Raw genomic sequence first — 25,941 nt, forward strand, 5'->3', positions numbered from 1 at the left:
ACAACTTGATTTCTCAAGTTTACTCGTAAAAAAGAATTGCTGGTTTTTAACTTTATATTCTGTTCAATTTTCAAAGACCAATTTGTGTGTCGCACTCAAGCGACTACTTTATCTTATCACTCAACTCGAATCTTGTCAACAACTTTTTTTACTTTTTTAAATTTACTTGTTGTCCACATTTACTTGATTCTTGCCTTGCGACGAGATTTATCTTACCATGATATTCGACATTACACGACATATAATTTCTCATTTTCTTAAATTAAACTTTATATAACTTGATATATCTATTATTATCTTTATTATCCATATGTAGATACACCAGGATTAGTGTAACAATTTGAATTTGATTTTTATACAATTTCAAATAAAAGAGACGTAGAATTAACCAATTCTACGTCTCTTTTATATGAAAGAACTTCTATATTACATTAATTGTTTTATATTTGTTACTAGTGGATCAGCTAAAGTACCAACAACTATTTGATAGTTAGTTTCATCTAGCTTCATAACTCCGCTAGCACCTAAACTCTTAAGCTTCTTCTCATCAATTAACTCACCATTTACAACAGTTAATCTTATTCTAGTTATACATGCATCTATACTTTCTATATTAGCTGAACCACCTATTGCTTCTAGTATTCCTTCAGCCTTTTTAGCTATTCCTGATGACTTTTCTATTGTCCCATTATCACCAACAACATCTTCATCATCTTCTCTACCTGGAGTCTTTAAGTTAAACTTCTTAATTACTAAGTAGAACACTACAAAGTAAATTGCTGCAAATATTAATCCTACCCCTATAGCTAAAATTGGTTTTGTTGATATCCCAAATCCAAGTAAGTAATCTGTTAAACCTGCGGAGAATCCAAATCCTAATTTAATACCTAATATACTTGCAACTGCTAATGCTATACCAGTCATTAATGCATGGAATACATATAATACTGGAGCTAAAAACATAAATGTAAACTCGATTGGTTCTGTTATACCTGTTAAGAATGCTGTTAAAGCAATACTTAAGAACATACCAGTTACAGCTTTTCTCTTAGACTTCTTAGCTGCTAATATCATAGCGAAACATGCTGCTGGTAATGCAAACATCATTATAAAGAAGAAACCACTCATGTAAGTACCTGCAGTAGGGTCTCCAGCAAAGAATCTAGCTATATCCCCATATGCTATAGTACCATCTGCCTTTGGATATGAACCAAATTGGAACCAGAATATTGAGTTAAATACATGGTGTAACCCAAATGGAAGTAATAATCTATTTAATAAACCAAATACGAAAGCACCTATTGCTCCTGCTGCTGCCATTTGGTTACCAAATGTATCTAAAGCACCTTGAATTGATGGCCATACAAATCCAGCACCAATACCTAGTATTAAACAAGAAACTGAAGTTATAATAGGAACAAATCTCTTACCACCAAAGAATCCAAGGAATTCTGGAAGCTGAATATCATTAAACTTATTATATAAGTATCCAGTTAATATACCTACTATAATACCGGCTAGAACTCCCATATCAATACTGCTATCAAATGAAATTGCTACATTTGTAATTGTGAAATAACCAACAACTGCTGCAAGCCCTGCAGTACCATTATTTTGTTTTGCTAAACCTATTGCTATACCAACTGCAAATATAATTGGTAGGTTATTGAAAATAGCTGCACCTGCACCTGCCATCCATGGAAGGTCAAGAACATCCGCTGCACCAAGTCTGTTTAGTATTGCCGCTGCTGGCATTACTGCTACTGGTGTCATCATTGCTTTTCCTAGTTTTTGAAACATTCCTAGGACTTTGTTGTTTCCTTTAGACATATAAAATCCTCCTTTTTCAATAAACATTTCAGATTAACTTGGCCAAATAATAAATGTATAATTTCTGTTTTTTGGCAACAAAAAAAGCCGAAAAGAAATAGAACTTCACTTCCATTCTTTCCGGCTAATGCCCATATTGGTAACACGCCAAATTGTAATCCGTTATTTATCTTTGACTTTATTTTATTATAAAAACCTTTACATGTCAATATATAATTTAAAATAATTTAACACAAAATTATTGACACTTACTTTTACCAAATATATAATGAGATTAAACGTGTTACTGTTAGATCAGGCATAAGTTTTCATGTAAAACTTATGCCTTTTTTTATATGTATATATTAATCAATATACTCTAAAACTAAGACGAGTTATAGTAGTATATAGTTAAGAAAGGATGTGAGTCTTCCTGTTATATTCAGGAGGTAATTATGTTTGGATTTTTAAAAAAGAAAAAAAATGAACAATCTGTAGAAAACAATTTTAGATTAGTATCAGCTGTAGCTGGTAAATCAATTCCACTATCTGAGGTTCCAGATCCAGTATTCGCACAAAAGATGGCTGGAGACGGTATTGCTATTGACACTACTGGTGATACTATAGTTGCTCCTGCTGATGGAGAATTAACTTTAGTATTCAAAACAAAACATGCTTTTGCGTTAACATTAGAAAATGGTGTTGAGCTTTTAGTACATATAGGAATAGAAACAGTAGGCCTAGAAGGTGAAGGTTTCGAACAATTAGTTGAACAAGGAACAAAGGTTAAAGCTGGAACTCCAATAATTAAGATTGATAGAGAATTAATAAAGAGTAAGGGATTATCATTAATTACTCCAATATTAATAACAAATCCTGATATCTTAGGAACAATAACACCAGTTGAAAATATAGATACTATTGCTGGAGAAACAACAGTTATAGAATATACAGTTAAATAATAAAAGCGAAGGATAATTCCTTCGCTTTTATTATTTATATATTAGCTTATTCCTAATATCTTATTTATTTCGTTCTTATATCTATCAGCTTTAACTCCAAATATTGCTTGAATTCCGTTACCTACTTCTACAACACCTGTTGCACCTAAAGCTTTTATTCTGTCTTTATCTACTTTTGACTTATCTTTAACTTCTATTCTAAGTCTTGTAATACATGCATCAACACTTACTATATTTTCTTCTCCACCAAATGCTTCTAATACTAATGGAGCATTTTCTTCTATTTCACCCTTAGCACCTTTTGATGCTTGGTAGTCAGCTTTTGTAAATAACTTAGTATCTTCTTCATTTTCATCTCTACCAGGAGTTTTTAAGTTAAACTTCTTTATCATAAATGAGAATAAGAAATAGTAAACTACTGCATATACTAATCCAATAACTATAACCATAAACCACTTAGTTGGAACTCCTGCACCTGCTGGAAGTAATCCAAATAAGCTAAAGTCTATTAAACCACCTGAGAAAGTCATACCTATAAAAACATTAAATATATCCATCAGCATGAATGATAAACCTGCAAGTAAACAGTGAACTCCATATAAAACTGGTGCTACGAATAAGAATGTAAACTCTAAAGGTTCAGTAATACCTGTTAATAATGAAGTAACTGCTGCTGCTAATAATAATGACCCAACAGTCTTCTTCTTATTTGGTGCTGCACATCTATACATTGCAAAGGCTGCTGCTGGTAAACCAAACATCATGAATGGGAATTTACCTGCCATGAATCTTGTAGTACCACTAACAACATTAGCCATAGTATCTGCAGATGCACCAACTAAATCTGTCATACTTGATAATTGAGCAAAGTATGCTGTATTTGCTCCTGCAACTGTTTGCCATACTCCGTCTACTAACACATGGCCTTCAACAAATGAACCAAACCAGAATGGAGTATAGAATACGTGATGTAATCCAAATGGAATTAACGCTCTTTCTATTATTCCATATAGTAATGTTCCTATTGAACCTGCATCTCTAACTACATTTGCAATTACTGCTATACCATCTTGAACAACAGGCCATGCAAATGCAAGTACTGCACCTACTAAAGCCATAACAACAGAAGTTATTATTGGAACAAATCTTGAACCAGAGAAGAAACCTATAACTTGTGGTAATTGGATTTCATGGAACTTATCATGTAATAATGCTGTAATAATACCTGTAATAATACCCCCGAATACTGACATGTTTAATGTAAATATTCCTAGGTTAGTTGTAACATAAGTTCCGTACTCTCCTACATTATCTGGAGTAAGAACTCCTAGCTGAGTAGTACCTAAAGCAAGTAATGTTGATATAACTTGATTCATTACTATGAATCCAAATACAGAAGCTAACGCAGCAGTTCCTTTATCTTTCTTAGCTAAACCTACTGCTACCCCGACTGCAAATAAAATTGGTAAGTTACCAAATACGATATCACCTATATTCTTCATAACTGTTAATATTGCAGTTACCGCTGGTATATTAACAAATGAAATTAATGGTTCATATACTGCTGGTGGATTACTTAATCCTGAGATACCTAATAATGCACCACCAACTCCTAGTAGTATACCTGCAATAGGTAATGCTGCTATTGGAAGCATTATAGCTTTACCTATTCTTTGTAAATATTTAAGCATTTCCAATTCCTCCTAAAATACTAATAATAAGTTCTAGTAGTAAGGTAAATTTATTAAAGCTGGCCAGCTAAAGGCAATTTAGGCAACAAAAAAAGACTCAATTATAGCATTTCTAAATCTACTTATAATTATTCCTAATAAGTAAACCAAAATACTTCTATCAAGTCTTGCCTGCATTACCAGTTACACCTTACTTTATTTAATTTATAAACTAATAATATCATAACAAAAAACTCATGTGAAGTTTTTTTTATAATTATTATCTAATTGACATTCTAAATCTTTCTATATGAATTGTTAAAAACGTCACTTCATCTTCCATAACTTTTATACCTAATTCATCCTCTATAATTTCAGCCACTTCTTCTGCTATAGAAAAAGACTCTTTATAACTTGACTTAATAATTTTTGTAAGCTCATTGTTTATATGTATATTTTCCATAATTCTTTGAATAGCAAATTTAATATGAGTCAAGAATCTAGCATAATCTAGCGATTTTCTATCTATTTCTATATTTAATCTATCTTCAACATGTTCTACTATAGTACTTCCTAAGTAACTATTTTTTAATGTATTTGATATCTTCCCATTATTTATTGCTGAATGTATATGAAGTGCTATAAATGCGATTTCACCATCAGGTATATCTACATTGCAATATGCCCCTACCTTTTTAGCAACCATATCTGCTAACATATATTCCTTAGAATATAGTGTCTCTATCTCAACCAAAAATGGATTTTCAATCTCTTCATTATTTTTCAATCTTTTTATTGCAAAAGACAGGTGATCAATTAATCCTATATGAATACTTTCATTTAATTCTTGATTTATTTTTTCCGATATTTCATATATAGCCTCTTCACATACAACAAAGAAGTCATTATCTACTTTTTCTATCATAGTATTAAGATTTTCAATATTATCACTATCTGCAATAGTAAATATTTTATCTACTTTTATTCCTTTTGGTATAACATATCCAGGCTTCTTCCCAAACCCTATTCCCTTAGCAAATAAGATTTTTTCATGATCCTCTGAATTTACTAATATAATGTTATTGTTAAATACCTTAGTTACTATTTCATCATTACTTAAAATCAACCTTTAATCACCCCTTACTTTATAATAGGTAATATGATCTTTCCATCCACCATTTATATACAAATACTTTTTATTTATTCCTAACTCTGTAAAGCCACAACCAATCAATACATGCTTTGAAGGTTCATTATCAACTAAGGCTGAAGCCTCTACTCTATGAAGATCTAAATCCTCGAATGCATAATTAACAACTAAGTTAACAGCTTCTTTCATATATCCTTTGCCTTGTTCATCCTTATCAATAGAATACCCAAGTATTCCACTTTTAAAAATTCCATATACTATATTAGACAATTTAAGCTTTCCTATTAGATAATCATCTTTAAATATGCCTAAGTCTACTGCTGTTCCATTTAAAAATTGTCTATAACTATCACTCAATATATTTTTTTGTACTTCATAAGTATAAAAACTATTATCCCTTAAAGGTTCAAATGGCTCTAGATGTTTTTTATTCCTTATATAATAATCCAACAGACTTTGTGCATGCTCTGGAGTTAATAACTTAATGTTAAAATCTCTACCTTCTATATTTACTAGACTTATTCTGTTGCCATAATTATAATCACTTCTATTTATACCCATAGATAATTCACTAAAAGAATTTCCTTGTGAATATATATTTTCATTAAATATACCTTCTAGAACAAACCCTAAATCTAAGAAAGGGCTTATAGGAATAAGTTCAGAAATAAAGATATTAATTTTATTTACCCGTATTTCATTAAATACAGCTTTTAATACTAACTTTAAAGTTTCAGTTAGTAAATCTTGATCATTAACTCTATAAAATTTAAACTTAATATCACATTTTCTATTCTCTTCATCTAAATCTGTAATTATAAATCTACCAATGTTTATTTTATCTTTATCTTTTATAATATACTCATTAGAATTACTAGGACTTTTTAAAATGCTTACTCCCAATTTCTGTGGCATAAAGTCATCTCCTAAACCATCATGTATAATAACCTATTATATATTATAGTTTAAAATCTTTACAATACAAGAAGCACAATATTGCCAAATTAATCAATTTAACATATATTTATAGTCTTCCTCATATATTTAATTAAAATTAATTATATAAGGAGGTTTTCCCATAAAATTATTAAAAAAGAATAAACAAAAAAACTCTTTATTAATTCCTTGTATACTTATTTTTTTAGGTATCTTTATTGGCTATACTATTTTTATACTTCCTTCAAAATCGAAAAAGCAATGGACACTTCCAGATGCATCAGGTACAGGAGTTAAATATCTAACAGAGGAAAGCATTATAAATAATATAAATGAAACTAATCTCTTAATTCCCTTAGAACTTGAGTTATCAGAGACAATTACTGTTGATGATAGTTGGGGAGACTTTAGCATATTTGAAAAATATAAAGAGATAACTTATTTTGCTGATTGTTCTTATATGATTGATTTATCTCAAATCTCCTCTTCTGATTTAAAAATGAATTCTGATACTAGAGATGTGGAGCTTAACATCTCCGCTCCCACAGTATACTCAGTGAATATAAATCATGACAAAACAATTTATGAGGAAGCTGTGACAGGATTACTTAGGTTTGGGGATATAGAATTAAATGCAGAAGAGTATGGTGTAATAGAAAGAGAAGTAAAGAAACGATTCACCAATAAAATGAATTCTAAAGATTTATATGATAAAGCTTGCTCTTCTAGCAATATAGCTTTAGATAAGTTTTTAAAAACTATTCTTGGAGAAGATATTAAAACAACGTTTATATATAAATAAAACAGGCCTATATTCATATATTTTTATATTTATATATTCATATATTTATATGTTTTTATATTTTTATATTTATATAAATATAAGTTATTCATATTAATAAAGAGCTGTTGAAAAGTTTATTAACCTTACAACAGCTCTTTTATTTTTACATAGACAATATATCTTTAATAACTTCTCCAGCTATTATCATACCAGCAACAGGTGGAACAAATGACATACTTCCTGGTATTTGTCTTTTAGCTGCACACTTCTTAGTTGATTCACCAGTACAAACACATCCTGTTTTACAAGTCACTACATCTTCTGTCTTTGGTTTTGTTGGTATTTCTTCAGAATAAACAACCTTAAGTTTCTTTACTCCTCTTCTCTTTAATTCATATCTCATAACTTTAGCTAACGGACATACTTTAGTCTTATATATATCAGCTACCTTAAATTGAGTTGGATCAAACTTATTCCCTGTACCCATTGAACTCATAATTTTTATTCCTTTAGCAGAGCAATATTCAACTAAAGCAATCTTTGCTGATACTGTATCAATTGCATCAACTACATAATCAACATCATCTGGAATTAATTCCGGAATATTTTCTTTAGTTACAAATACTTGATGAGTTATTACCTCACACTTTCTGTTTATAGAAAGAATTCTTTCTTTCATAACTTCAACTTTAACTTTACTTATAGTTTTATAAGTAGCATGTATTTGTCTATTTAAGTTTGTAAGGCACACAGTATCATCATCAACTAAAATTAAAGTTCCTACTCCAGCTCTTGTTAATGCTTCTACAGTATAACTCCCTACTCCTCCTACTCCAAATATCATTACTTTACTATTTCTTAATTTATCTAAACCATCTTTTCCAATTAATAATTCTGTTCTAGATAAAGGATGTTGTAACATTCCTAATCTCTCCTTACTATTAAAGATTTTATTAATTTATTTTATTTTATATCTTACATTATTACAACCCCATTATTTCTTTATTTATTGTTATAAATCCCATTTATTGTATATAATTAAAATATAAGTTTATAGGGGGGATTCTATGAGAAATTTAATACAAAATATTTTTAGTCCTTTAAAAAATATAGAAAATGAAAACATAGAGTTTGATATTGGATTTTGGAAAAGTATAGGGGTAATTTTATTATGGCTAACTGTTGATGCTATTGTTATGGTTTTAATATACGCCTTATGTTTTCAATCCAAATCAGAGGCTACAATTATTTCTATCTTTGCAATAGTAAGATTATTTACCTTACCCATTGAGATACTTATACTTAATAAAGTCTTTGGAAGAAGAACAAATAAACTAAATACATTTAAAAAAGTTAATAAAAAAACGCTCTTCCATATTACATTATTACTTATAGTCTTTAGACTATTATTTGACGCTTTTATTTTGCCAATGATGCTTAGAATACCTGAAAATGATACTCTTATACAAGCTGAGCAAACTTTAAATAGTTCTCTTATTTATGCCGTCTTATCTGTCTGCATAATAGCTCCTATAGTAGAAGAAGTTATTTTTAGGGGAATAATATTAAATGGTATGCTTAAAAGATATAATCCTTCTACAGCTATTATTATATCTTCCCTATTATTTGCTTTTGCACATGGTAATTTACATCAAGGAGTAAATGCATTTTTACTAGCATTAATAATTGGTTGTATATATTATAAGACACATTCTTTATACTTAGCTATTTACTGCCACTTCTTTAATAACATTACTCCATTTTTCTTTTTGATTCCTTTAGTTTTTGGTGGAGTAGCTTTTAATATGGTAATTTCCTGCTTAATAAGTATTCCTGTACTTATTTATTTAAAAAAACATATGCGTCTTAATTATGAAAGACGTTTTATTAGTATAATACCAATAGATGAAAATTTATATTCCAATGACGAAACGTAATATGTTAAACTATAACTATTATTTTATGAATAAACACTTTTAGGAGGATAAATAGAATGACTTTAGGAATAATCGCTGCAATGAGTGAAGAATTAGAAATATTATTAAAAGATATGCAACTTGACTCTTCAACTACAAAAGCTGGAATGACTTTTAACAAAGGTAAGCTTTGGAATAACGACGTAATTGCTGTAGTTTGTGGAATTGGAAAGGTAAACGCAGCTGTATGTACACAAATATTAGTATCTGAATTTAACGTAGATAAGGTTATAAATGTTGGTGTTGCTGGAGGTATAGGAAAAGATATATACCCTGGTGATGTAGTTATAGCTACTAACTTAGTTGAACATGATATGGATACTACTGCATTTGGAGACCCACATGGTCAAGTTCCTAGAATGGATACTTTCGATTTTAAATGTGACCTTTCTTTAATAGAATTAGCAAACAATGCATGTGAAAAGGTTGGAGGTTTTAATACTTTTACAGGTAGAATAGTGTCTGGAGATGTATTTGTTGCAGATGTAGAAAAAATCAAGTGGCTTGAAAAAGAATTTAATGCTTTATCTTGCGAAATGGAAGGTGCAAGTATTGCTCACGTTTGCTACTTAAACAACATTCCTGTTGTAGTTATTAGATCAATCTCTGATAATGCTAACAATGGAGCTCATATGGACTTTGAAAAGTTCACTCCAATAGCAGTTAAAAACTCTACTTCAATATTAAAAGAAATGTTACTTTCTATGAATTAATAATATTATACCTACTAGCTATTTTAGTTAGTAGGTATCTTTATAGGAGATGATAAAATTGATTTTAGGTATTATTGCTTTTATATTTGTATATGGATTAATTAATTACCTTATTGGTAAAAGAATATATAAATCAATCAGTAATAGGATAAATATAAATTCCAAATTATTTATTATTATATTTGTCTTATTAAGTTCTTCGTTTATTCTTTATGAACTTATCAAAAATTATGTTCCAACACTTATAAATAAAATCTTATATTTTATTGGATCATATTATCTAGCTTTTCTTTTTTACATAATTTTATTATTTATAATATCCTTTATTATTTATAGAATATTTAAAAATAAAAACTTAAATTTAGACTTATATTTTTATTCTATACTTCTATCATTAATATTGGTGTGTATAGGTACATATTTTAGTCACTCAATTTCCATTAAAAATTATGATATAAAAATAGATAAAGCTTTAAAAAATGATGTTAACATAGTGCTTGTTTCTGATATACATTTAGGTGAAGTTATTGAAAATAATAGATTAAATACTTTGGTTGAAAAAATCAATTCATTAAATGGTGATATGGTTTTAATTGCAGGAGATTTAGTAGATAGTGACTTAACCCCTGTTAAAGAAAAAGATATGCTAGATTTATTAAAAGATATAGAAAGTAGATACGGAACATATCTATCCCTTGGAAATCATGATTTCTATACTGGTGAAGCAGATGAATTAGAAAATATGCTTTCTAAAGTAAATGTGAATGTATTAAGAGATGAAATAACTTTAATTAATGATTCCTTCTACTTAATTGGCAGAGATGATGCTACTGTAAAAAGATATAACGGAGAAAGAGACTCCTTAAATGTTATTAAAAGTTCAATAGATAACTTTAATTCTGATAAACCCGTTATCGTTATAGACCATAACCCTCAATATTTAGACGAATCAATCAGTAATAACATTGATTTACAGGTATCTGGCCATACACATAAAGGGCAGCTTTCTCCTATTAATTTAATAACTGATAAATTATTTGATATTGACTATGGATTAGGAAAGTTTCAGAACACTTCTGTTGTAGTTACTTCTGGCTTTGGAACATGGGGACCTCCTATAAGAATAGGCAGTTCCTCTGAAATAGTAATGATTAAACTACATAATTAAAGAGTAAGGCTTATGCCTTACTCTTTAATTATTTCCATTCTTCATCTTCTGGTTTTTCTAATCTAAATACACCTGCTGCTTTTAAAGTATTATCCGCAAGCACTCCAAGTTCCTTAGATAATTCATATACAAACTTAGATGATGAATCCATCTCTTCTGAAGCAGAATTAATCTCCTCAGATAATGCAACGATTTCCTCTGATGTTTCAGATATATTCTTAATTTTTTCTATAATATAATCACTCTTCTTTGATACTTCTTTTGAGCTTTTTTCTAAACTATTCATTGCAGGATTCATATCAATAATTAACTTAGATATATCCTTAAATGCTGATGTTGATGTGTAAATAGTATTATTTTGTTCTTGAATGTCTTTAACCATATCACTAGTCTTACTAACTAAGTTTTTAGAATTTCCTAGAACATTTCCTACTAATTTATTTATATTTATAGATGATTCCTTAGTTTGTTCAGATAATGCTCTTATTTCCTCTGCAACAACACTAAATCCTCTTCCTGACTCTCCAGCTCTTGCTGCCTCAATAGCTGCATTTAATGCTAGAAGATTAGTTTGTTCTGCAATTCCATTAATAAGAACTGATATCTTGTCTACTTCTTCTATATTAGCTTGCATGCTTTCAATAATAGAAACGAATTCATCAAACTTTCCATTGAAATCTTCAAATGATGTTCTTAGTTTTTCCATGTCAGAAAAACTTATATTAGCTTTATCATTAACATTTCTAGACATACTAGTTATATTATTAGTTGCTTCTAAATTAGTTTCAAGTATGCTCTTAAAATCTGTTAAAATACTTACTATATTTAATATACTAGCAGATTCTTCTGTTAAATTTGATGTAATTTCTGATACAGATTTTGAAATGTTTTCTGCTGAATTCATTAAACCTTGGGATGTATGAGTTACTGCATTAGACTTATCATTAACTTCAATAGCTGCACTATTAACATCTCCTAACATTTTTACAACAGCATCTTGCATTGCATCTGTTTCTATAGCTATACCAGCCAATTCATCTTCTCTTTTAAAGTGTTTTTCTCTAATTCTATAAAAGAAGTCTCCTTCTTTTAATAGCTGAAAGTGTGTTCTAAATCTGTGTATTAAGGTTGCAAACTTCTCTACTGCCTTATAAACAAAAATTACACCTGCTACTAAAACTACTAACAGTATTGCAGAATAGGCTAATATCATTTTGTTAAATGATGATCCTATCGCTAGACTTACAGCTTCATCCTTTAAAAGCATCTTTCCTATGAAATATAGTGATAAAATACTAATTCCATATACTATTGCAAATACCACTGCAACTTTCTTTGTAATAACAATTTTTAAACTTTTTCTGTACGTTTTATCATATTGTGCGTTCACTTGGCATTCCCCCTTCGTTGTACTGTGATGTGAAATAAAAAAGAGCAAGACAAACATGCCTTACTCTCCATTGAGCTAAATACTTGACCATATCGCCTTATTTAATTATCGTAATATAATTTATAATTCTTAACATATTATTAATATTTTTTTATAAACCTTTTTTATAATAAGTTCCTCTTATCTTAATTTATGAACAAATAATCCACTTCTTAATTTTGGTTCAAACCATGTAGACTTAGGAGGCATTACTTGATTTGTATCAGCTACCTTCATTATATCTACAACTTCTGTAGGATACATGGAAAAAGCAACCTTCATATCTTTATGAACTCTTCTTTCTAGTTCACTTAATCCTCTTATTCCACCAATAAAATCTATCCTATCCGATGTTCTAACATCCTCTATTCCTAATATGGGTGTAAGAATATTATCTTGTAATATTGCTACATCTAAACTTTTTATAGGGTCCTCTTCATTAAAACTTCCTTTTTTAGCTTCAAGCAAGTACCACTTGTCTTCAATAAACATACCAAATGTATGCTTACTAGATGGTTTTATTTGTACATTTTCTTTAGATTCAGTAATTATGAAGTTATCTTTTAACTTCTCAAAGAATTCATCAGTAGATAGACCATTTAAATCTTTAACTACCCTGTTATAATCCATAACCATTAAATCATTGTCTGGAAATGCCACCGCTAAAAAATAGTTAAACTCCTCTTCTCCAGTATAGTCCGGATTTTCTTCTCTTCTTTTTAATCCTACCTTAACTGCCGAAGCTGACCTGTGATGCCCATCTGCAATATAAAGATTTTCTATTTCATTAAATAACGCAATTATTTCTTCTACTATTATTTCATTATCTATAACCCATACTTGATGGCCTATTCCATCTTCTGAAACAAAGTCATATACTGGCTTTCTTTTAGTTCCTTCCTTAGTCCATTCCTTAATAACCTCAGAAGTAACTTCATCTTCCCTATAAGTTAAGAATATTGGACCTGTATTGGAATCACAATAATCTACATGATTAATTCTATCTAACTCTTTATCTGCTCTTGTATATTCATGCTTCTTTATAACATTATTAAGATAATCATCTATAGATGCACAAAATACTAATCCAGTTTGAGCCCTTCCGTTCATTATCTGTCTGTAAATATAAAGGCAAGGTTTCTCATCTTGAATAAATTGACCATCTTCAATCATTTTGTCTAGATTTTCTCTAGCTTTCTCATAAACCTTTTTATCGTGTATATCTACAGAAGGGTCTAAGTCTATTTCTGCCCTATCAATATGAAGAAATGAGTACGGATTATCTACAACCATATCTCTAGCCTCTTCACTACTCATAACATCATATGGTAATGCTGCTATCTTTGAGGCCAATTCTTCAATTGGCCTTATACCTTTAAACGCCTTAACTATAGCCACTCCGTTTTACCCCCTAATATTTTATAAATTAAAGAATTCTTTTATAGTTGATGCTACCTCATCACCAATTCTTGTTTGTGCTTCTTCAGTTGAAGCTCCTATGTGAGGTGTTACACTTACATTAGGATGATTAACTAAAGCTTCATTTGCTGTAGGCTCTTTAGCAAATACATCTATACCTGCTCCAGCTACCTTGCCACTGTTTAATGCATCTAATAAAGCATCTTCATCAACAACGTTTCCTCTAGCACAATTTATTAGGTAAGCTCCATCTTTCATTAATTCAAACTCTTTTTTACCTATTACTGAACCCTTTTCTTTATCATATGGAACATGTAATGATATAAAGTCAGACTTCTTTAATAAATCTTCCATATCACAGAATTCATATTCTAAATTATCTTGTTTTCCAAATATATCATTATATATTACAGTCATTCCAAGAGCTGTAGCTTTTTTCGCTAAAGATCTACCTATTCTACCCATTCCTATAACCCCTAAGGTTTTACCTGCAATTTCCACACCTTTATATTTCTTCTTATTCCATTGGCCATCTCTCATTGTTACATTTGAATTGCTTAAAAATCTTGCAACTGTAAACATATGAGCTAATACTAGTTCTGCAACAGAATCTGAACTTGCATTAGGAGTATTCTTTACTGTAACACCTTTGTCATGGGCATGTTTTATATCAATGTTATCAATGCCAACCCCTGCTCTAACTACTAACTTTAATTTTCCGCCTTCAGCTTTATCTAATACATCAGCCGTAACCTTAGTAGCTGACCTTACAACAAGTGCATCAAAATCCTTTAATGCTTCTCCTAATTTATCTGCTTCTATATGCTCATTAACTACTTCTGCCCCAGCTGCTTTTAAGCTCTCTATAGCAGCAGCTTCTAACCCGTCGTTTGTTAACACCTTAATCATAATATATTCCCCCTTAATCTTTGCTTATTACCATATAATTTTGAAGAGTTTAGATAATACTCTAAACTCTCAAAGTTTTATAATCCTAAAATTTCATCAATATTCTTTAATAATTCTTTTACATCTTCAACTTGGCAATCTGCCATATGAGCTATTCTAAAAGTCTTATCTTTTAAGCTTCCATATCCATTAGAAATTTGGAAACCTCTTTCCCCAAGTGCTTTGTTTAATGCTGATACATCTATATTCTTTGTATTCTTAACATTAGTAACTGTATTTGATAGATGATTCTTATCTGAATATAATTCAAAATTCTTTTCTGCCCAATCTCTAACTATTTTTGCCATTTCCTTATGTCTTGCAAATCTATTTTCAAGACCTTCCTCATTTAAGATATAATCTAGTTGATAATCTAAAGCAAACATATGAGAAAGTGAAGGAGTTGATGGATATTGATAATCCTTCTTTTGAATATATTTATATAATTGAAGTAAATCTAAATAATATCCCCTGTTAGGAACTTGTTCAGCTCTCTTTCTTGCTTTCTCAGAGAATGTACAAATTGACATTCCTGGAGGCAATCCAATACATTTTTGAGTTGAAGTAATACAAACATCTATTCCACACTTGTCCACTTCCACCTTACTTCCTGCTGCTGAACTAACCATATCTACTATAAATACAACTTCAGGATATTTCTTTACTACTTCCCCTATTTCTTCAATTGGATTCATTATGCCTGTAGATGTTTCATTATGAGTAACTGCCACTAAATCATATTCTCCTGTAGCAAGTGCCTTATCAACATCTTTGGGGTCAACTGCCTTACCCATTTCTACTTCATAAAGATCTGCTTGTACATTATTTGAAACAGCCATCTCATACCATCTCTTACCAAAGGCACCTACTGAAAATACTGCTGCTTTTTTTGCTGTACAGCATCTTATAGCCCCCTCCATAAGCCCACTACCTGAAGTAGTTGAAAGAAGAATTTCACTTTCTGTGAAAAATATCTTTCTCATATTATCACTTATTCTTCTTTGTAATGCTGAAGCATCCTTGCTTCTATGACCTATCATTGGTTCAGCCATTTTGGCTAAGACTTCTGGACGTACTTCTACTGGTCCAGGAATAAATAATTTCTTATGCATGTTTAACATCCCCCTAATTATCTATATACTTATTGCTTCACTTGAATTTCTAATAAAAAAGCCCCATGTGTATTTGTATGAAATACAAGTGTTCTTGTAATGTATATTATATACCATTATTATGAAATTGGGTATACATTTTTTTTAAATATTTTTATTTTTAAGATTTATTTATGATTTATTAACTACAAACATAAAAAACCACTAGTATTTCTACCAGTGGTTTTCATCTTCATCAAAATATAAAACTGATTCAGTTTCTCTACAATACTTTACGCACATACATTGAGATAACTTTCTAGGACATTTATAGCAAAGGCATCTTGTATCATCGCCATTACACTTCCCATTCTTCTTTTCAGGACATTCTCCGCAATTAACTCCAGTACCGGCTGGCATAAAATCATCTCCTTAAACCTTTCAATATAATATAGATTAACATAATATTAGAAGTAAAAGAAGTAATAGTTGTAATAATGGTACTAGAGGTAACATTGATTTTTACCTATGCTAAAATATCTTTCTTATTAAATATAACAGTTGATATTGTATAACAAACAACAATAGTTCCAACCATTAAAGCAACTCCAAAGCCTATGCTGAAGTTAGGATTATTAAACATCTGAGCTATACTACCATCTATAACACTAACTGTATTTCCATAGTTTAAGAATATTAAATGTCCAAACTTAGATGCTACAGAAGGAGACATCATGCAAATCATAGTGCTTGCTACACAAACTAATACTGAAATAGCCATACTAATCATGCTACTCTTAACTAATGTAGATATCATAAATATAAGAGCACAACATGCAATTATAAATAATATTTGTAAAGCAAACCCTTGGAATAATGCATCTCCTCTTGTTGATAATATTCCACTACCATCAACTTGTGATAATTGAGGTGCACCATACTTTTCTATTTCACTATAATCCCATTGGAACTTCATACCTATTAATTTAGGCATTTTTGCAGCATCAAATCCAGTAAATGCTCCTATCACCCCATAGGCAGCAACCTCTAATCCAGCTATCATACCTACAACTGTAATAACAACTGCAATAAATTTAGATAAAATAACCTTTGCTCTAGAGATTGGTTGAACTAATAAAAACTTTAATGTAGCTGGTGTAGACTCACCTGAAACAATATCGCTCATAAACACAGCAATACCTGCTGCTAATATTATTAAACCTACAACTTGCATAAATTGCATTCCAACATTTGTAGGATAGAACTCCCACTCTTCTACTGGCTTTATTCCAGCATCTAAAAATGAATTTATTTCTGCCATCCTTTGTTTTTCATATGTCTTATATCTATCAGGATAGCTTTCATCATCTAAAACTTCTTGAATATTTTTCTTTTCTTGTTCTAATGTTTTTCTCCACAAATTAGGATCATTAGGATTCTTCTTTCTTTCCTCTTGAAGCTTAATCTCTTCCTTTAGGCTAATTATATGTTGCTTTTGCTCCTCTATTGCTTCCTCTGCCCATTTATCCTTATATGTCTCTAACTCCTTTAAGTGATCTTCAGCATATTGGATAGAGCTATTTAAAGATTCTATTCTACCTTCTGGAGTATTGTTATAAGCTATTTGTTTTGCATCTATATTACTTATAATTCCAATTCCAACTACACAAATAGCAAACAATGCAAATACAATCCATGTTTTAGCTCTTTTAGATATCTTAATTAATTCGTTTTTTATTAATGTAAATATCATTATCTTATCCCTCCTTCAACAAGCTCCATATATCTTTGTTCAAGTCCTTTTCTATTCTTATAAATTTCTTCAACTAACACATTATTCTCTAATAATATCTTTAATAATTCCGTTGTTTTTCCTGTTTCGACTATTATATGAATTTCTTCATCTATAACTGTTGATGAATTTACAAACCCAATGTCTTTTAATACTTTTATAGCTTGTTCCTTATTGCTTGAAACCACTAATGTTAAACTATCTAATTCCGTTTCCATGCTATTATCATGAATATCTTCTACAGACTTAATAACTCCATTATTTATAAATGCAACTCTATCACAAAGATTTTGAACTTCACTTAATATATGGGAAGAGATAAATACAGCCATTCCTCTTTCTCTTGATGCCTTCTTTACAACATCTCTAAAATCTATAATACCTGAAGGATCTAACCCGTTTGTAGGCTCATCTAAAATCAATAACTTAGGATCTCCTATTAATGCAGCAGCTAATCCCAGTCTTTGTTTCATTCCTAAGGAATACTTTCTTACTTTATCGTCTATTCTATCTTTAAGACCAACTAAATCTATTAATTCTTCTACTTCTTCTTTAGATACTTTTCTTATTCTTGCTATTTGCATAAGATTTTCTCTACCAGAAAGATATTTATAAAGTTCAGGATTTTCTACAACTGCGCCAACATTTTTAAGAGCTTGTTCTTTTTCTGATAAAACGCTTTTACCACATACCACTATTTCCCCTTCATTTGGAGATATTAATCCAACAAGCATTCTTATAGTTGTTGTTTTACCCGCACCGTTTGGTCCTAAAAACCCAAAAATTTCTCCCTCATTTACGGATAAATCCAAACCTTTAATAATTTCTCTTTTGCCAAGTTTTTTCTTTACCCCTTTTACTTCTAAAACTTTCATATGTTCTCCTCCTAAAATTCTATATCCTAATAATAACCACCAATACTTAAGAATAAACAATCTAAAACCTTAGTTTTTTCTTAACATATTCTTAATTTATATAAAAAAATCGCCAAGGCGACTGTGGAGCCGTCGATTTTTTTCGCCCATCTGCATAAGTGATATTACAAATTTAAATTTGGTAAATAGAACTTACTCATTAGAGCTTCCGAAGCTTGCCTGAGGAAAATCTTGCAGGGGTATATATTTTATTTTTTATTCTTTAGGAAGAAATGGACTAATGTATCGCTAAATTGTTGAAGTTATCCATAATTTAATTGAAGTTATAATTTCCTAAAAAATAAAAAAAGCCCACTAATTAAGTGAGCTCAAAACTACATAAACAATTTAAATATTACTAAAACAGCTACCCCTGGTATTCCTAAGAATCCCGCCACAAGAGCTGTTATCCAGTTGATTCCAATAAGGTTTGGATATCCAACTTGTCCACCTATAAAGTTAACTAAGTATAATAATATCACACCAAATACACCATTAAGGAGTATCTTTAAAGGCCACTTAAATAACTTTAAAATAATAAATAATATGACTAATCCTACTATACCAAATATTATCGGATTCATAGTTACTAACTGTGTTAATTGTTCCATTGAAATCCCCCCGTTTACTTTACTCTGCCATTCTTATGCATCTATCTAATATATATTCATTACTTACTCTAATATCTCTCTCTTTTGCTAATGAAAGTAAATATTCATATCTTTTTAATGCAACTTCTTCAGCATAGATAGCAAGTTCAATTAATCTTGAGTCCTGTACATTATCAAATGTGCTTCTTGCAGCTTCAAGTTCTGCCTTAGCATCTTCAATTGCATCTACAATATCTGCTCCTTCGTTCTCACTTTCCTTAATACCTGTAATATATTGAATTATATTCTTTTTATTCATAACTACCCCTCCAAACTTATTTATTTAAATCATTTCCATTTTTTAGAGGTAGTATACAAGCATTTTAAAAAAATTTTGGAACACATTTCACTCTATCTCATATATTAATTCTATAAGAAGCTTTTCACTCATTATCAAACAAAACTTCTAAAACTCCCATCTATCTATTAAAGGGCCCAATGTAAATTGTGGCCCTCCTTTTTTATTTCCACATTATATTTCAGTTCTTCCTTCTAAGGCTTTAGATAAAGTTACTTCATCTGCATATTCTAAATCTCCACCTACTGGAATTCCAGCTGCAATTCTTGTTACTTTAACATCTAGAGGTTTCAATATCTTAGATATGTACATAGCTGTTGCTTCTCCCTCAATATTAGGGTTAGTTGCAACTATTACTTCTTTTATATCTTCTCTCATTCTAGATACTAATTCTCTTATTCTAATATCTTGTGGGCCTCTTCCTTGCATAGGAGAAATATTGCCATGAAGAACATGATAAAGCCCATTAAATTCCTTTACCTTCTCCATTGTCATAATATCTTTAGGTTGTTCTACTACACAAATTATACCCTTATCCCTATTAGGATTTGAACATATTACACATGGGTCACTATCAGTAAAATTTCCACAAACTGAACAGTATTTTATAGTTCCTCTTGCTTTAACTAATGCTCCTGCAAATTCTTTAACCTCATCTTCAGGTAAATTTAATACATGTAGAGCTAGTCTTTGAGCTGTCTTTTGTCCTATACTAGGTAACTTTGCAAATTCTTCTATTAGTTTTTCTATAGCTACTGGATAAAAATCCATACCTTCCCTCATTCCTTTCAGTAAAAAGGCATACAGGAATAATTTATACCTGTATGCCTTAAATAATTTCCTAGAATAAACCAGGCATCTTTAAACCACCTGTTAATTTACCCATCTTGTTAGCTGTTTCTTCATCAGCTTTTCTTAAAGCTTCATTTACAGCACTAAGTACTAAATCTTCTAACATTTCAACATCATCTGGATCTACTACTTCTGGTTTTATGTTAATTCCTAAAACTTCTTTCTTTCCATTTACACGAACTGAAATAGCTCCTCCACCAACTGAAGCTTCAAATTCAGCAGCTTCAACTTCTTTTTGCATTTCTTCCATTTGCTTTTGCATTGCTTGAGCTTGCTTCATTAAATTATTAATGTTTCCTCCGCCGAAGCCACCTGGAAATCCACCTCTTGCCATAATCAATTCCTCCTTACAAAATATATATTTTATATTATATAGTATTTTTCAATTCAATTCTATCTTTTATTCATCTATTATTTCTAATGCAGATTCTCCTAATGCCTGTAAAAGAACTTCTTCAGGGTTTCTCTCTGCTTCTTCTTTAGTTTCAACAGTAAATCTAACCTTTAGTCTTTCTCTCATCACTTCTGAAACCACTTCATTAATAACTTTTATATTCTCAGGCTTTTCTAATCTTATTTTGTTAAATGCATACTCTTCTTCGTATTTTATTACAACTACTCCATTATTGCAGGCTACAGGTCTTCCTGTCATTAATGAAGCATATATAACCATAGCTCTTCTAGCTTTTAAAGCTTCTAATATATCATGCCATGATCTTTGTATATCTCCAATAGATGTTGTTGCATTAACATTCCCTTCAATAACAGGAGCTTCTGTTACTGCTTGCTCTTTGTTAATTACATTTTGTGTTGCAGTCCTTTTTTGCACATTAGATACTTCTGCAACCTGGTTGTTACTTTGTTGTACTTGAGTGGCCACTTGTATCTTGCCACTCTTTATTGCTTCTTCTAATCTATTTATTCTAGCGAGAATTACTTCACTAGATGTATCATATTCAATTTTACACATTTTAATTGTAGCTAATTCTAAATATAGTCTTGCTTGTTTACTAATCTTAGCATTACCCTCTGCCTCTTGAAGTATTCTAATATCTCTCATTATTTCTTCCACTCTTATTCTAGAGCCTTGCTCTTTTATAAGATTTATATTTTCCATAGACATATCTAACACTTCTTCGGGATTATTAGTTACTTTAGCCATTAATAAATTTCTAAAATGTCCTGTTAAATCCTTAATAAATAAATTTATATCCTTACCTGCATAAACTACTTCTTCAATAATGTTCATTGCTTTTTGTATGTTTCTTTCTATTATTGCCGAAGTTATATCAAACAAGTATTCATTAGTTACTAATCCAAGCATTCCAACTACACTATCATAATTAACTGAACCATCACCCATTGCAATTGCTTGGTCCAATATACTTAATGCATCTCTCATAGCACCATCAGAAACTCTAGAAATAAGTTCTAAACTTTTTTCGTCTGCTAAAACTCCTTGAGCACCTACTATTTTTCTTAATCTATCTGAAATATCTGACTTACTAATTCTCTTAAAGTCAAACCTTTGACATCTAGAAAGTATAGTAATAGGTAACTTTTGAGGGTCAGTAGTTGCCAAAATAAATATTACGTTAGCTGGTGGTTCTTCTAATGTTTTTAAGAAGGCATTTACTGCTCCCATAGATAACATATGAACCTCGTCCATTATATATACTTTAAATCTAGCTTCCTGTGGAGGATACTTAGCATCATCAATTATATCTCTAATTTTATCTACTCCATTATTAGAAGCAGCATCTAATTCTGTGACATCTATAGCTAATCCCTCATTTATCTTCTTGCACATTTCACATTCATTGCAGGGATCTCCATTTACAGGATTAAGACAATTTAAAGCTTTTGCCATAACTTTTGCAGTAGAAGTTTTTCCTGTTCCTCTAGTTCCACAAAAAAGATAAGCATGAGCAATTCTATCATTTTGTATTTGATTTTTTAACGTAGTTGTTATGTGTTCTTGACCTACTACATCTTCAAAATTTTTAGGTCTCCATTCTCTATATAAGGCTGTATATGCCAAGGTCTTCACCTCTCTACTCTTGTTAAATCCTACATTCCTTATTATACACTACTGTAGAACATATTAGTAAATAATTATTTAATATGTTAAAATAGTTTAGATACTATTTTTAGGGAGGTTAATTATGAGTCTTTACGATGAAAAATATTTATCTATAGTAAAAGACATTCTAGATAATGGGTATTATGATAATAATAGAACTGGAATGCCTACGTATAAGTTGCCACATCAAATAATGCAATTTAATCTTCAAAAAGAGTTTCCTATCCTAACAACTAAGTTTGTTGCTTTTAAAACAGCCGTTAAGGAAATGCTTTGGATTTATCAAAAGCAATCTAATGTAGTTGAAGATTTAAGACAAATGAACGTTAAGATTTGGAATGAATGGGAAGGTGAAGATGGTACTATCGGTAAAGCCTATGGATACCAAGTAAAAAAATTTCACCAAATAGATAATCTAATAGAAGCATTAAAGAACAATCCTCAAGATAGAAGAATGATGTTGAATCTTTGGAACTGGGAAGACCTTCCTGAGATGAGCCTTGCTCCTTGCTGTTTCTTAACTATGTGGGATGTTACTGATGGTCACCTAAACTGTATGTTAATTCAGAGGTCTGGTGATATGCCTTTAGGAGTTCCTTTTAACAGTGCTCAATTTTCAGTTCTAACTCATATGCTAGCACAAGTTACAGGGTTAAAGCCTGGCTTATTTACTCATGTAATTAATAATGCTCATATATATGAAAACCAAATTGAGGGTATGAAAGTACAACTTACTAGAGCAAATGATGCATATTCTGCTCCTAAGTTATGGTTAAACCCTGAAATAAAAGACTTTTATGACTTTACAATTGATGATATTAAATTAGTAGACTATGAATATCATCCTGCAATTAAAATGGAGGTGTCTGTTTAATGCTTTCAATTATTGTTGCTATAGCAGAAAATAACTTAATAGGTGGAGACAATAAACTACTATGGCATTTATCTGAAGACTTAAAAAGATTTAAAGAAATAACTATGGATAATACCATAATAATGGGTAGAAAAACCTTTGAATCGTTACCTGGAATTCTTCCTGGTAGAAAACATATAGTTATAACTAGAGATGAAAATTATAAAGTTGATTCTGATCAAGTTGAAATAGTACATAATATTCAAGATGTTATAAATGAATATGCAAATAATAATGAAAATGCCTTCATAATTGGTGGCGGAGAAATATATAATACAACTTTCCCTTATTGTAGCAAGCTATATCTTACAAAGGTTAAGAGAGGTTTTTCAGGAGATACTTACTTCCCTGATATAGACTTTAGTAAGTGGAAAATCACCTATTCTTCTGGTGAAAAGAAAGATCCTAAAAACGGAATAGAATTTGAATATATCAATTTAGATAGACAATAAGAAAAAGAGGGATTTTAAGCAAAGCTTAAATTCCCTCTCTTTCTTATCCTATTGTCCTATATTGTTAATCCTATTGAAGAGTAACCTAAATATTTCTTGTATATCATAAAAAAAGCCTTTCCTTTATTTTAAGAAAGGTGTACATAATAAAACCGTGCACCCTAGTTCGATTATAAATCATACGCGTTACCTATGCAGTTAGCTCAAGCCAGATTAATCCACGGCACACGAAAGTGACCACTTATCGCTGCTTCCTTCCGGACCTGACGAGGTTCATGGGTTCCATTGCGTGGGACCCGACTATCAACACCACTTACATAGGGCAGACCATACTCATTATAGCCTCCCTAGGGAATTCAATCCTGCTATAGCGGATTGCAGGTTACAAGGCACCGCTAACTCCCCATCTAGCACGGCATTGGCGGAGAGAGTGGGATTTGAACCCACGATAGAGTTTCCCCTATACACGCGTTCCAGGCGTGCTCCTTCGACCACTCGGACATCTCTCCAAGATATACTATTGTTTTTAATACTTCCTTATAATATCATAGATATAATTCTAATTCAATAGAATATTTCTTCCTTAAGATTTTATAAAGGAACTGTTCACAAATTAAATGTATTATGCAATTTGTTACAGTCCTTAAATTTACTTCTTCTTTCTATAAATATATACTAATAAAGATATACTTATAACTACTCCTAATATACTTACTATCTGAGCTATTCTTAATCCAAAGAACATTAGACTATCTGTTCTTAATCCTTCAATAAAGAACCTTCCCAGAGAATACAATCCTATATAACTAGAAATAACAATTCCATGAGTTCCTTCTTTCTTCTTATACAAAATAAATATTAAAATTCCGCAAACTAGTAAATTCCACATTGATTCATATAAGAAAGTTGGATGATAATAAGTTCCCCTTATATACATTCCATCTTGTATAAATTTAGGAAAATGACTTATGAATTCAGCTGATACAGGGCCACCATGAGCTTCTGAATTCATAAAATTTCCCCATCTTCCTATAGCTTGAGCTAAAATTAAAGATGGAGCTACAACATCCATATACTCTAATATATTTATCTTCTTCACTTTTGCAAAAATATATGCAGCTAAAAAGGCTCCTATAAGGCCACCATGAATAGCTAATCCACCTTGCCTTATATTAAATATATCTATAAGACTGTTTCTATATCTATCAAATTCAAAAGCTACATAATATAATCTTGCTCCAATAATTGCACAAGGAAATGCAATCAAAAATCCATCTGTTAATAAATCAAAACTTAAATTTTTCTTTTTACAGTTAAAATAAGCTAAAGCTAAAGCAACTATAACTCCTAGTCCTATTAATAATCCATACCATCTTACTTCTAATCCAAATAAATCAAATGCAATTGGGTTGTTCATAAACTATAATCTCCTCTTTTGTAAAATTCCATTCCTCTTTAAATCAAAAAACTTTTTTAATATATCACTACATCTTTCATCATAAGTCCATATAACATTAACAAAAGAATTTAAACTTCTATTGTCTACCAAATTAACTACAGAACCACAAGCTCCCATATCTTTATTAAATGTACCTATATATAGCCTTGATATTCTACTTTGCAAAATAGCTCCTGCACACATTGGACAAGGTTCTAATGTAACATACATCTCACACCCATTTAATCTCCAATCTCCAACCTTACTGCAAGCCTCCCTTATTGCTATAATCTCAGCATGTTCAGTAGGATTATTCTTTTTTTCTTTTTGATTATAACCTCTTCCTACAATAATACCATCTTTTACAACTATAGCACCAACTGGTATCTCTTCTGCCTCCATAGCTTTTTCAGCTTCTATTAAAGCATACTTCATAAAATCCATAAACTATTGCTCCTATATAACTATAGAGGAAGTTAAATAACTCCCTCTAT

The 25,941-nt window shown here is 30.5% G+C and carries 27 protein-coding genes, 1 tRNA gene and 1 other RNA gene; 7 read left to right on the top strand and 22 right to left on the bottom strand.

Annotated elements, in window-relative coordinates; all coding sequences use genetic code 11:
- Positions 1–426 precede the first annotated feature (426 nt).
- A complete protein-coding gene (gene nagE / locus I4V16_RS15730; RefSeq protein WP_111938259.1) occupies positions 427–1,830 on the bottom strand; it encodes an N-acetylglucosamine-specific PTS transporter subunit IIBC in 1,404 nt (467 codons plus the stop codon).
- A gap of 434 nt (positions 1,831–2,264) precedes the next feature.
- Here nagE and I4V16_RS15735 point away from each other — a divergent pair, with 434 nt between their 5' ends.
- Positions 2,265–2,771 (top strand): PTS glucose transporter subunit IIA, encoded by a 507-nt coding sequence (locus I4V16_RS15735; protein ID WP_049178428.1) that lies wholly within the window; start codon positions 2,265–2,267, stop codon positions 2,769–2,771.
- Positions 2,772–2,812: 41 nt separating this feature from the next.
- Here I4V16_RS15735 and I4V16_RS15740 read toward each other — a convergent pair whose 3' ends face one another.
- The 4 genes from I4V16_RS15740 to I4V16_RS17345 form a co-directional block, all read right to left on the bottom strand.
- Positions 2,813–4,462: a PTS transporter subunit EIIC gene (locus I4V16_RS15740; protein WP_049178427.1), complete on the bottom strand. Its 1,650-nt coding sequence runs from the start codon at positions 4,460–4,462 to the stop codon at positions 2,813–2,815.
- Between the two features lie 259 nt (positions 4,463–4,721).
- Complete coding sequence (locus tag I4V16_RS15745; protein WP_049178426.1) at positions 4,722–5,567, bottom strand: PRD domain-containing protein; 846 nt, start codon at positions 5,565–5,567, stop codon at positions 4,722–4,724.
- A gap of 3 nt (positions 5,568–5,570) precedes the next feature.
- The gene (locus tag I4V16_RS15750) at positions 5,571–6,506 is read right to left on the bottom strand and encodes a GNAT family protein (protein WP_111937927.1); all 936 of its coding nucleotides are present in this window, start codon (positions 6,504–6,506) and stop codon (positions 5,571–5,573) included.
- A gap of 243 nt (positions 6,507–6,749) precedes the next feature.
- The gene (locus I4V16_RS17345) at positions 6,750–6,941 is read right to left on the bottom strand and encodes a hypothetical protein (RefSeq protein WP_207742131.1); all 192 of its coding nucleotides are present in this window, start codon (positions 6,939–6,941) and stop codon (positions 6,750–6,752) included.
- On the opposite strand from I4V16_RS17345, the gene I4V16_RS15755 reads away from it, so the two are divergent.
- On the top strand, positions 6,907–7,329 hold the full coding sequence (locus I4V16_RS15755; protein ID WP_242979738.1) for a DUF4230 domain-containing protein: 423 nt from the start codon (positions 6,907–6,909) through the stop codon (positions 7,327–7,329). The two genes, I4V16_RS17345 and I4V16_RS15755, sit on opposite strands and share 35 nt — an antisense overlap.
- Before the next feature lie 145 nt (positions 7,330–7,474).
- Here the strand turns inward: I4V16_RS15755 and I4V16_RS15760 are convergent, their stop codons facing one another.
- Complete coding sequence (locus I4V16_RS15760; protein WP_099329419.1) at positions 7,475–8,233, bottom strand: tRNA threonylcarbamoyladenosine dehydratase; 759 nt, start codon at positions 8,231–8,233, stop codon at positions 7,475–7,477.
- 145 nt (positions 8,234–8,378) lie between these two features.
- Between I4V16_RS15760 and I4V16_RS15765 the strand changes: the two genes are divergently transcribed.
- The 3 genes from I4V16_RS15765 to I4V16_RS15775 all read left to right on the top strand — a co-directional run bounded on the left by I4V16_RS15765 (position 8,379) and on the right by I4V16_RS15775 (position 11,168).
- Positions 8,379–9,248 (top strand): type II CAAX endopeptidase family protein, encoded by an 870-nt coding sequence (locus I4V16_RS15765; RefSeq protein WP_111937925.1) that lies wholly within the window; start codon positions 8,379–8,381, stop codon positions 9,246–9,248.
- Positions 9,249–9,304: 56 nt separating this feature from the next.
- Positions 9,305–10,000, top strand: coding sequence for a 5'-methylthioadenosine/adenosylhomocysteine nucleosidase (locus I4V16_RS15770; protein ID WP_111937924.1), 696 nt, complete (start codon positions 9,305–9,307; stop codon positions 9,998–10,000).
- A 403-nt stretch (positions 10,001–10,403) separates the two neighbouring features.
- Positions 10,404–11,168: a metallophosphoesterase gene (locus tag I4V16_RS15775; protein WP_161954476.1), complete on the top strand. Its 765-nt coding sequence runs from the start codon at positions 10,404–10,406 to the stop codon at positions 11,166–11,168.
- Between the two features lie 28 nt (positions 11,169–11,196).
- On the opposite strand, the gene I4V16_RS17670 is transcribed toward I4V16_RS15775, so the two are convergent.
- From I4V16_RS17670 to dnaX, 12 genes are all read right to left on the bottom strand, one after another.
- The gene (locus I4V16_RS17670) at positions 11,197–12,558 is read right to left on the bottom strand and encodes a methyl-accepting chemotaxis protein (RefSeq protein WP_161954475.1); all 1,362 of its coding nucleotides are present in this window, start codon (positions 12,556–12,558) and stop codon (positions 11,197–11,199) included.
- A gap of 180 nt (positions 12,559–12,738) precedes the next feature.
- Positions 12,739–13,995: a DUF1015 family protein gene (locus tag I4V16_RS15785; protein WP_111937921.1), complete on the bottom strand. Its 1,257-nt coding sequence runs from the start codon at positions 13,993–13,995 to the stop codon at positions 12,739–12,741.
- Between the two features lie 21 nt (positions 13,996–14,016).
- A complete protein-coding gene (locus tag I4V16_RS15790; protein WP_099329413.1) occupies positions 14,017–14,925 on the bottom strand; it encodes a D-2-hydroxyacid dehydrogenase in 909 nt (302 codons plus the stop codon).
- Between the two features lie 77 nt (positions 14,926–15,002).
- On the bottom strand, positions 15,003–16,076 hold the full coding sequence (locus tag I4V16_RS15795; RefSeq protein ID WP_049178416.1) for an alanine--glyoxylate aminotransferase family protein: 1,074 nt from the start codon (positions 16,074–16,076) through the stop codon (positions 15,003–15,005).
- A gap of 213 nt (positions 16,077–16,289) precedes the next feature.
- Positions 16,290–16,475, bottom strand: a complete 186-nt coding sequence (locus tag I4V16_RS15800; RefSeq protein ID WP_049178415.1) for a hypothetical protein — start codon at positions 16,473–16,475, stop codon at positions 16,290–16,292.
- 106 nt (positions 16,476–16,581) lie between these two features.
- Positions 16,582–17,808 (bottom strand): ABC transporter permease subunit, encoded by a 1,227-nt coding sequence (locus I4V16_RS15805; RefSeq protein WP_111937920.1) that lies wholly within the window; start codon positions 17,806–17,808, stop codon positions 16,582–16,584.
- Positions 17,808–18,722, bottom strand: a complete 915-nt coding sequence (locus tag I4V16_RS15810) for an ABC transporter ATP-binding protein (RefSeq protein WP_111937919.1) — start codon at positions 18,720–18,722, stop codon at positions 17,808–17,810. Before I4V16_RS15810 ends, I4V16_RS15805 begins: the two co-directional genes overlap by 1 nt.
- 374 nt (positions 18,723–19,096) lie before the next feature.
- The gene (locus tag I4V16_RS15815; protein WP_049178468.1) at positions 19,097–19,345 is read right to left on the bottom strand and encodes a pro-sigmaK processing inhibitor BofA family protein; all 249 of its coding nucleotides are present in this window, start codon (positions 19,343–19,345) and stop codon (positions 19,097–19,099) included.
- Between the two features lie 46 nt (positions 19,346–19,391).
- Positions 19,392–19,670, bottom strand: a complete 279-nt coding sequence (locus I4V16_RS15820; RefSeq protein ID WP_099329411.1) for a DUF2508 family protein — start codon at positions 19,668–19,670, stop codon at positions 19,392–19,394.
- A 213-nt stretch (positions 19,671–19,883) separates the two neighbouring features.
- Positions 19,884–20,480, bottom strand: a complete 597-nt coding sequence (gene recR, locus I4V16_RS15825; protein WP_111937918.1) for a recombination mediator RecR — start codon at positions 20,478–20,480, stop codon at positions 19,884–19,886.
- A gap of 70 nt (positions 20,481–20,550) precedes the next feature.
- Positions 20,551–20,895 carry a YbaB/EbfC family nucleoid-associated protein gene (locus tag I4V16_RS15830; protein WP_027099110.1) on the bottom strand — a complete coding sequence of 115 codons (345 nt, stop codon included), beginning with the start codon at positions 20,893–20,895 and terminating at the stop codon, positions 20,551–20,553.
- 66 nt (positions 20,896–20,961) lie between these two features.
- Positions 20,962–22,602, bottom strand: coding sequence for a DNA polymerase III subunit gamma/tau (dnaX, locus tag I4V16_RS15835; protein WP_049178464.1), 1,641 nt, complete (start codon positions 22,600–22,602; stop codon positions 20,962–20,964).
- Between the two features lie 124 nt (positions 22,603–22,726).
- On the opposite strand from dnaX, the gene I4V16_RS15840 reads away from it, so the two are divergent.
- Together I4V16_RS15840 and I4V16_RS15845 are read left to right on the top strand one after the other, a co-directional pair.
- Positions 22,727–23,518 carry a thymidylate synthase gene (locus tag I4V16_RS15840; RefSeq protein WP_049178463.1) on the top strand — a complete coding sequence of 264 codons (792 nt, stop codon included), beginning with the start codon at positions 22,727–22,729 and terminating at the stop codon, positions 23,516–23,518.
- Positions 23,518–24,009 (top strand): dihydrofolate reductase, encoded by a 492-nt coding sequence (locus I4V16_RS15845; RefSeq protein ID WP_049178462.1) that lies wholly within the window; start codon positions 23,518–23,520, stop codon positions 24,007–24,009. Before I4V16_RS15840 ends, I4V16_RS15845 begins: the two co-directional genes overlap by 1 nt.
- Positions 24,010–24,161: 152 nt before the next feature.
- On the opposite strand, the gene ffs is transcribed toward I4V16_RS15845, so the two are convergent.
- The 4 genes from ffs to I4V16_RS15865 all read right to left on the bottom strand — a co-directional run bounded on the left by ffs (position 24,162) and on the right by I4V16_RS15865 (position 25,891).
- Positions 24,162–24,425, bottom strand: an RNA gene (ffs, locus tag I4V16_RS15850) — signal recognition particle sRNA large type.
- 3 nt (positions 24,426–24,428) lie between these two features.
- A tRNA-Ser gene (locus I4V16_RS15855) sits at positions 24,429–24,518 on the bottom strand.
- A 140-nt stretch (positions 24,519–24,658) separates the two neighbouring features.
- Positions 24,659–25,426 carry a prolipoprotein diacylglyceryl transferase gene (lgt, locus tag I4V16_RS15860; RefSeq protein ID WP_049178461.1) on the bottom strand — a complete coding sequence of 256 codons (768 nt, stop codon included), beginning with the start codon at positions 25,424–25,426 and terminating at the stop codon, positions 24,659–24,661.
- A 3-nt stretch (positions 25,427–25,429) separates the two neighbouring features.
- Positions 25,430–25,891 carry a nucleoside deaminase gene (locus I4V16_RS15865; RefSeq protein WP_049178460.1) on the bottom strand — a complete coding sequence of 154 codons (462 nt, stop codon included), beginning with the start codon at positions 25,889–25,891 and terminating at the stop codon, positions 25,430–25,432.
- Positions 25,892–25,941 lie beyond the last annotated feature (50 nt).

This window comes from Clostridium sp. 1001283B150210_160208_E6 (assembly GCF_015669365.1).
GTDB classification, from domain to species: domain Bacteria; phylum Bacillota; class Clostridia; order Clostridiales; family Clostridiaceae; genus Clostridium; species Clostridium paraputrificum.

Excerpts from the sequence above, each read along its gene's own strand:
- nagE (WP_111938259.1), bottom strand. The coding sequence starts at position 1,830 with ATGTCTAAAGGAAACAACAAAGTCCTAGGAATGTTTCAAAAACTAGGA.
- I4V16_RS15735 (WP_049178428.1), top strand. The coding sequence starts at position 2,265 with ATGTTTGGATTTTTAAAAAAGAAAAAAAATGAACAATCTGTAGAAAAC.
- I4V16_RS15740 (WP_049178427.1), bottom strand. The coding sequence starts at position 4,462 with ATGCTTAAATATTTACAAAGAATAGGTAAAGCTATAATGCTTCCAATA.
- I4V16_RS15750 (WP_111937927.1), bottom strand. The coding sequence starts at position 6,506 with ATGCCACAGAAATTGGGAGTAAGCATTTTAAAAAGTCCTAGTAATTCT.
- I4V16_RS17345 (WP_207742131.1), bottom strand. The coding sequence starts at position 6,941 with ATGCTAAAGTCTCCCCAACTATCATCAACAGTAATTGTCTCTGATAAC.
- I4V16_RS15760 (WP_099329419.1), bottom strand. The coding sequence starts at position 8,233 with ATGTTACAACATCCTTTATCTAGAACAGAATTATTAATTGGAAAAGAT.
- I4V16_RS15765 (WP_111937925.1), top strand. The coding sequence starts at position 8,379 with ATGAGAAATTTAATACAAAATATTTTTAGTCCTTTAAAAAATATAGAA.
- I4V16_RS15770 (WP_111937924.1), top strand. The coding sequence starts at position 9,305 with ATGACTTTAGGAATAATCGCTGCAATGAGTGAAGAATTAGAAATATTA.
- I4V16_RS15790 (WP_099329413.1), bottom strand. The coding sequence starts at position 14,925 with ATGATTAAGGTGTTAACAAACGACGGGTTAGAAGCTGCTGCTATAGAG.
- I4V16_RS15795 (WP_049178416.1), bottom strand. The coding sequence starts at position 16,076 with ATGCATAAGAAATTATTTATTCCTGGACCAGTAGAAGTACGTCCAGAA.
- I4V16_RS15800 (WP_049178415.1), bottom strand. The coding sequence starts at position 16,475 with ATGCCAGCCGGTACTGGAGTTAATTGCGGAGAATGTCCTGAAAAGAAG.
- I4V16_RS15805 (WP_111937920.1), bottom strand. The coding sequence starts at position 17,808 with ATGATATTTACATTAATAAAAAACGAATTAATTAAGATATCTAAAAGA.
- I4V16_RS15810 (WP_111937919.1), bottom strand. The coding sequence starts at position 18,722 with ATGAAAGTTTTAGAAGTAAAAGGGGTAAAGAAAAAACTTGGCAAAAGA.
- I4V16_RS15815 (WP_049178468.1), bottom strand. The coding sequence starts at position 19,345 with ATGAATCCGATAATATTTGGTATAGTAGGATTAGTCATATTATTTATT.
- I4V16_RS15820 (WP_099329411.1), bottom strand. The coding sequence starts at position 19,670 with ATGAATAAAAAGAATATAATTCAATATATTACAGGTATTAAGGAAAGT.
- recR (WP_111937918.1), bottom strand. The coding sequence starts at position 20,480 with ATGGATTTTTATCCAGTAGCTATAGAAAAACTAATAGAAGAATTTGCA.
- I4V16_RS15830 (WP_027099110.1), bottom strand. The coding sequence starts at position 20,895 with ATGGCAAGAGGTGGATTTCCAGGTGGCTTCGGCGGAGGAAACATTAAT.
- I4V16_RS15840 (WP_049178463.1), top strand. The coding sequence starts at position 22,727 with ATGAGTCTTTACGATGAAAAATATTTATCTATAGTAAAAGACATTCTA.
- I4V16_RS15845 (WP_049178462.1), top strand. The coding sequence starts at position 23,518 with ATGCTTTCAATTATTGTTGCTATAGCAGAAAATAACTTAATAGGTGGA.
- lgt (WP_049178461.1), bottom strand. The coding sequence starts at position 25,426 with ATGAACAACCCAATTGCATTTGATTTATTTGGATTAGAAGTAAGATGG.
- I4V16_RS15865 (WP_049178460.1), bottom strand. The coding sequence starts at position 25,891 with ATGGATTTTATGAAGTATGCTTTAATAGAAGCTGAAAAAGCTATGGAG.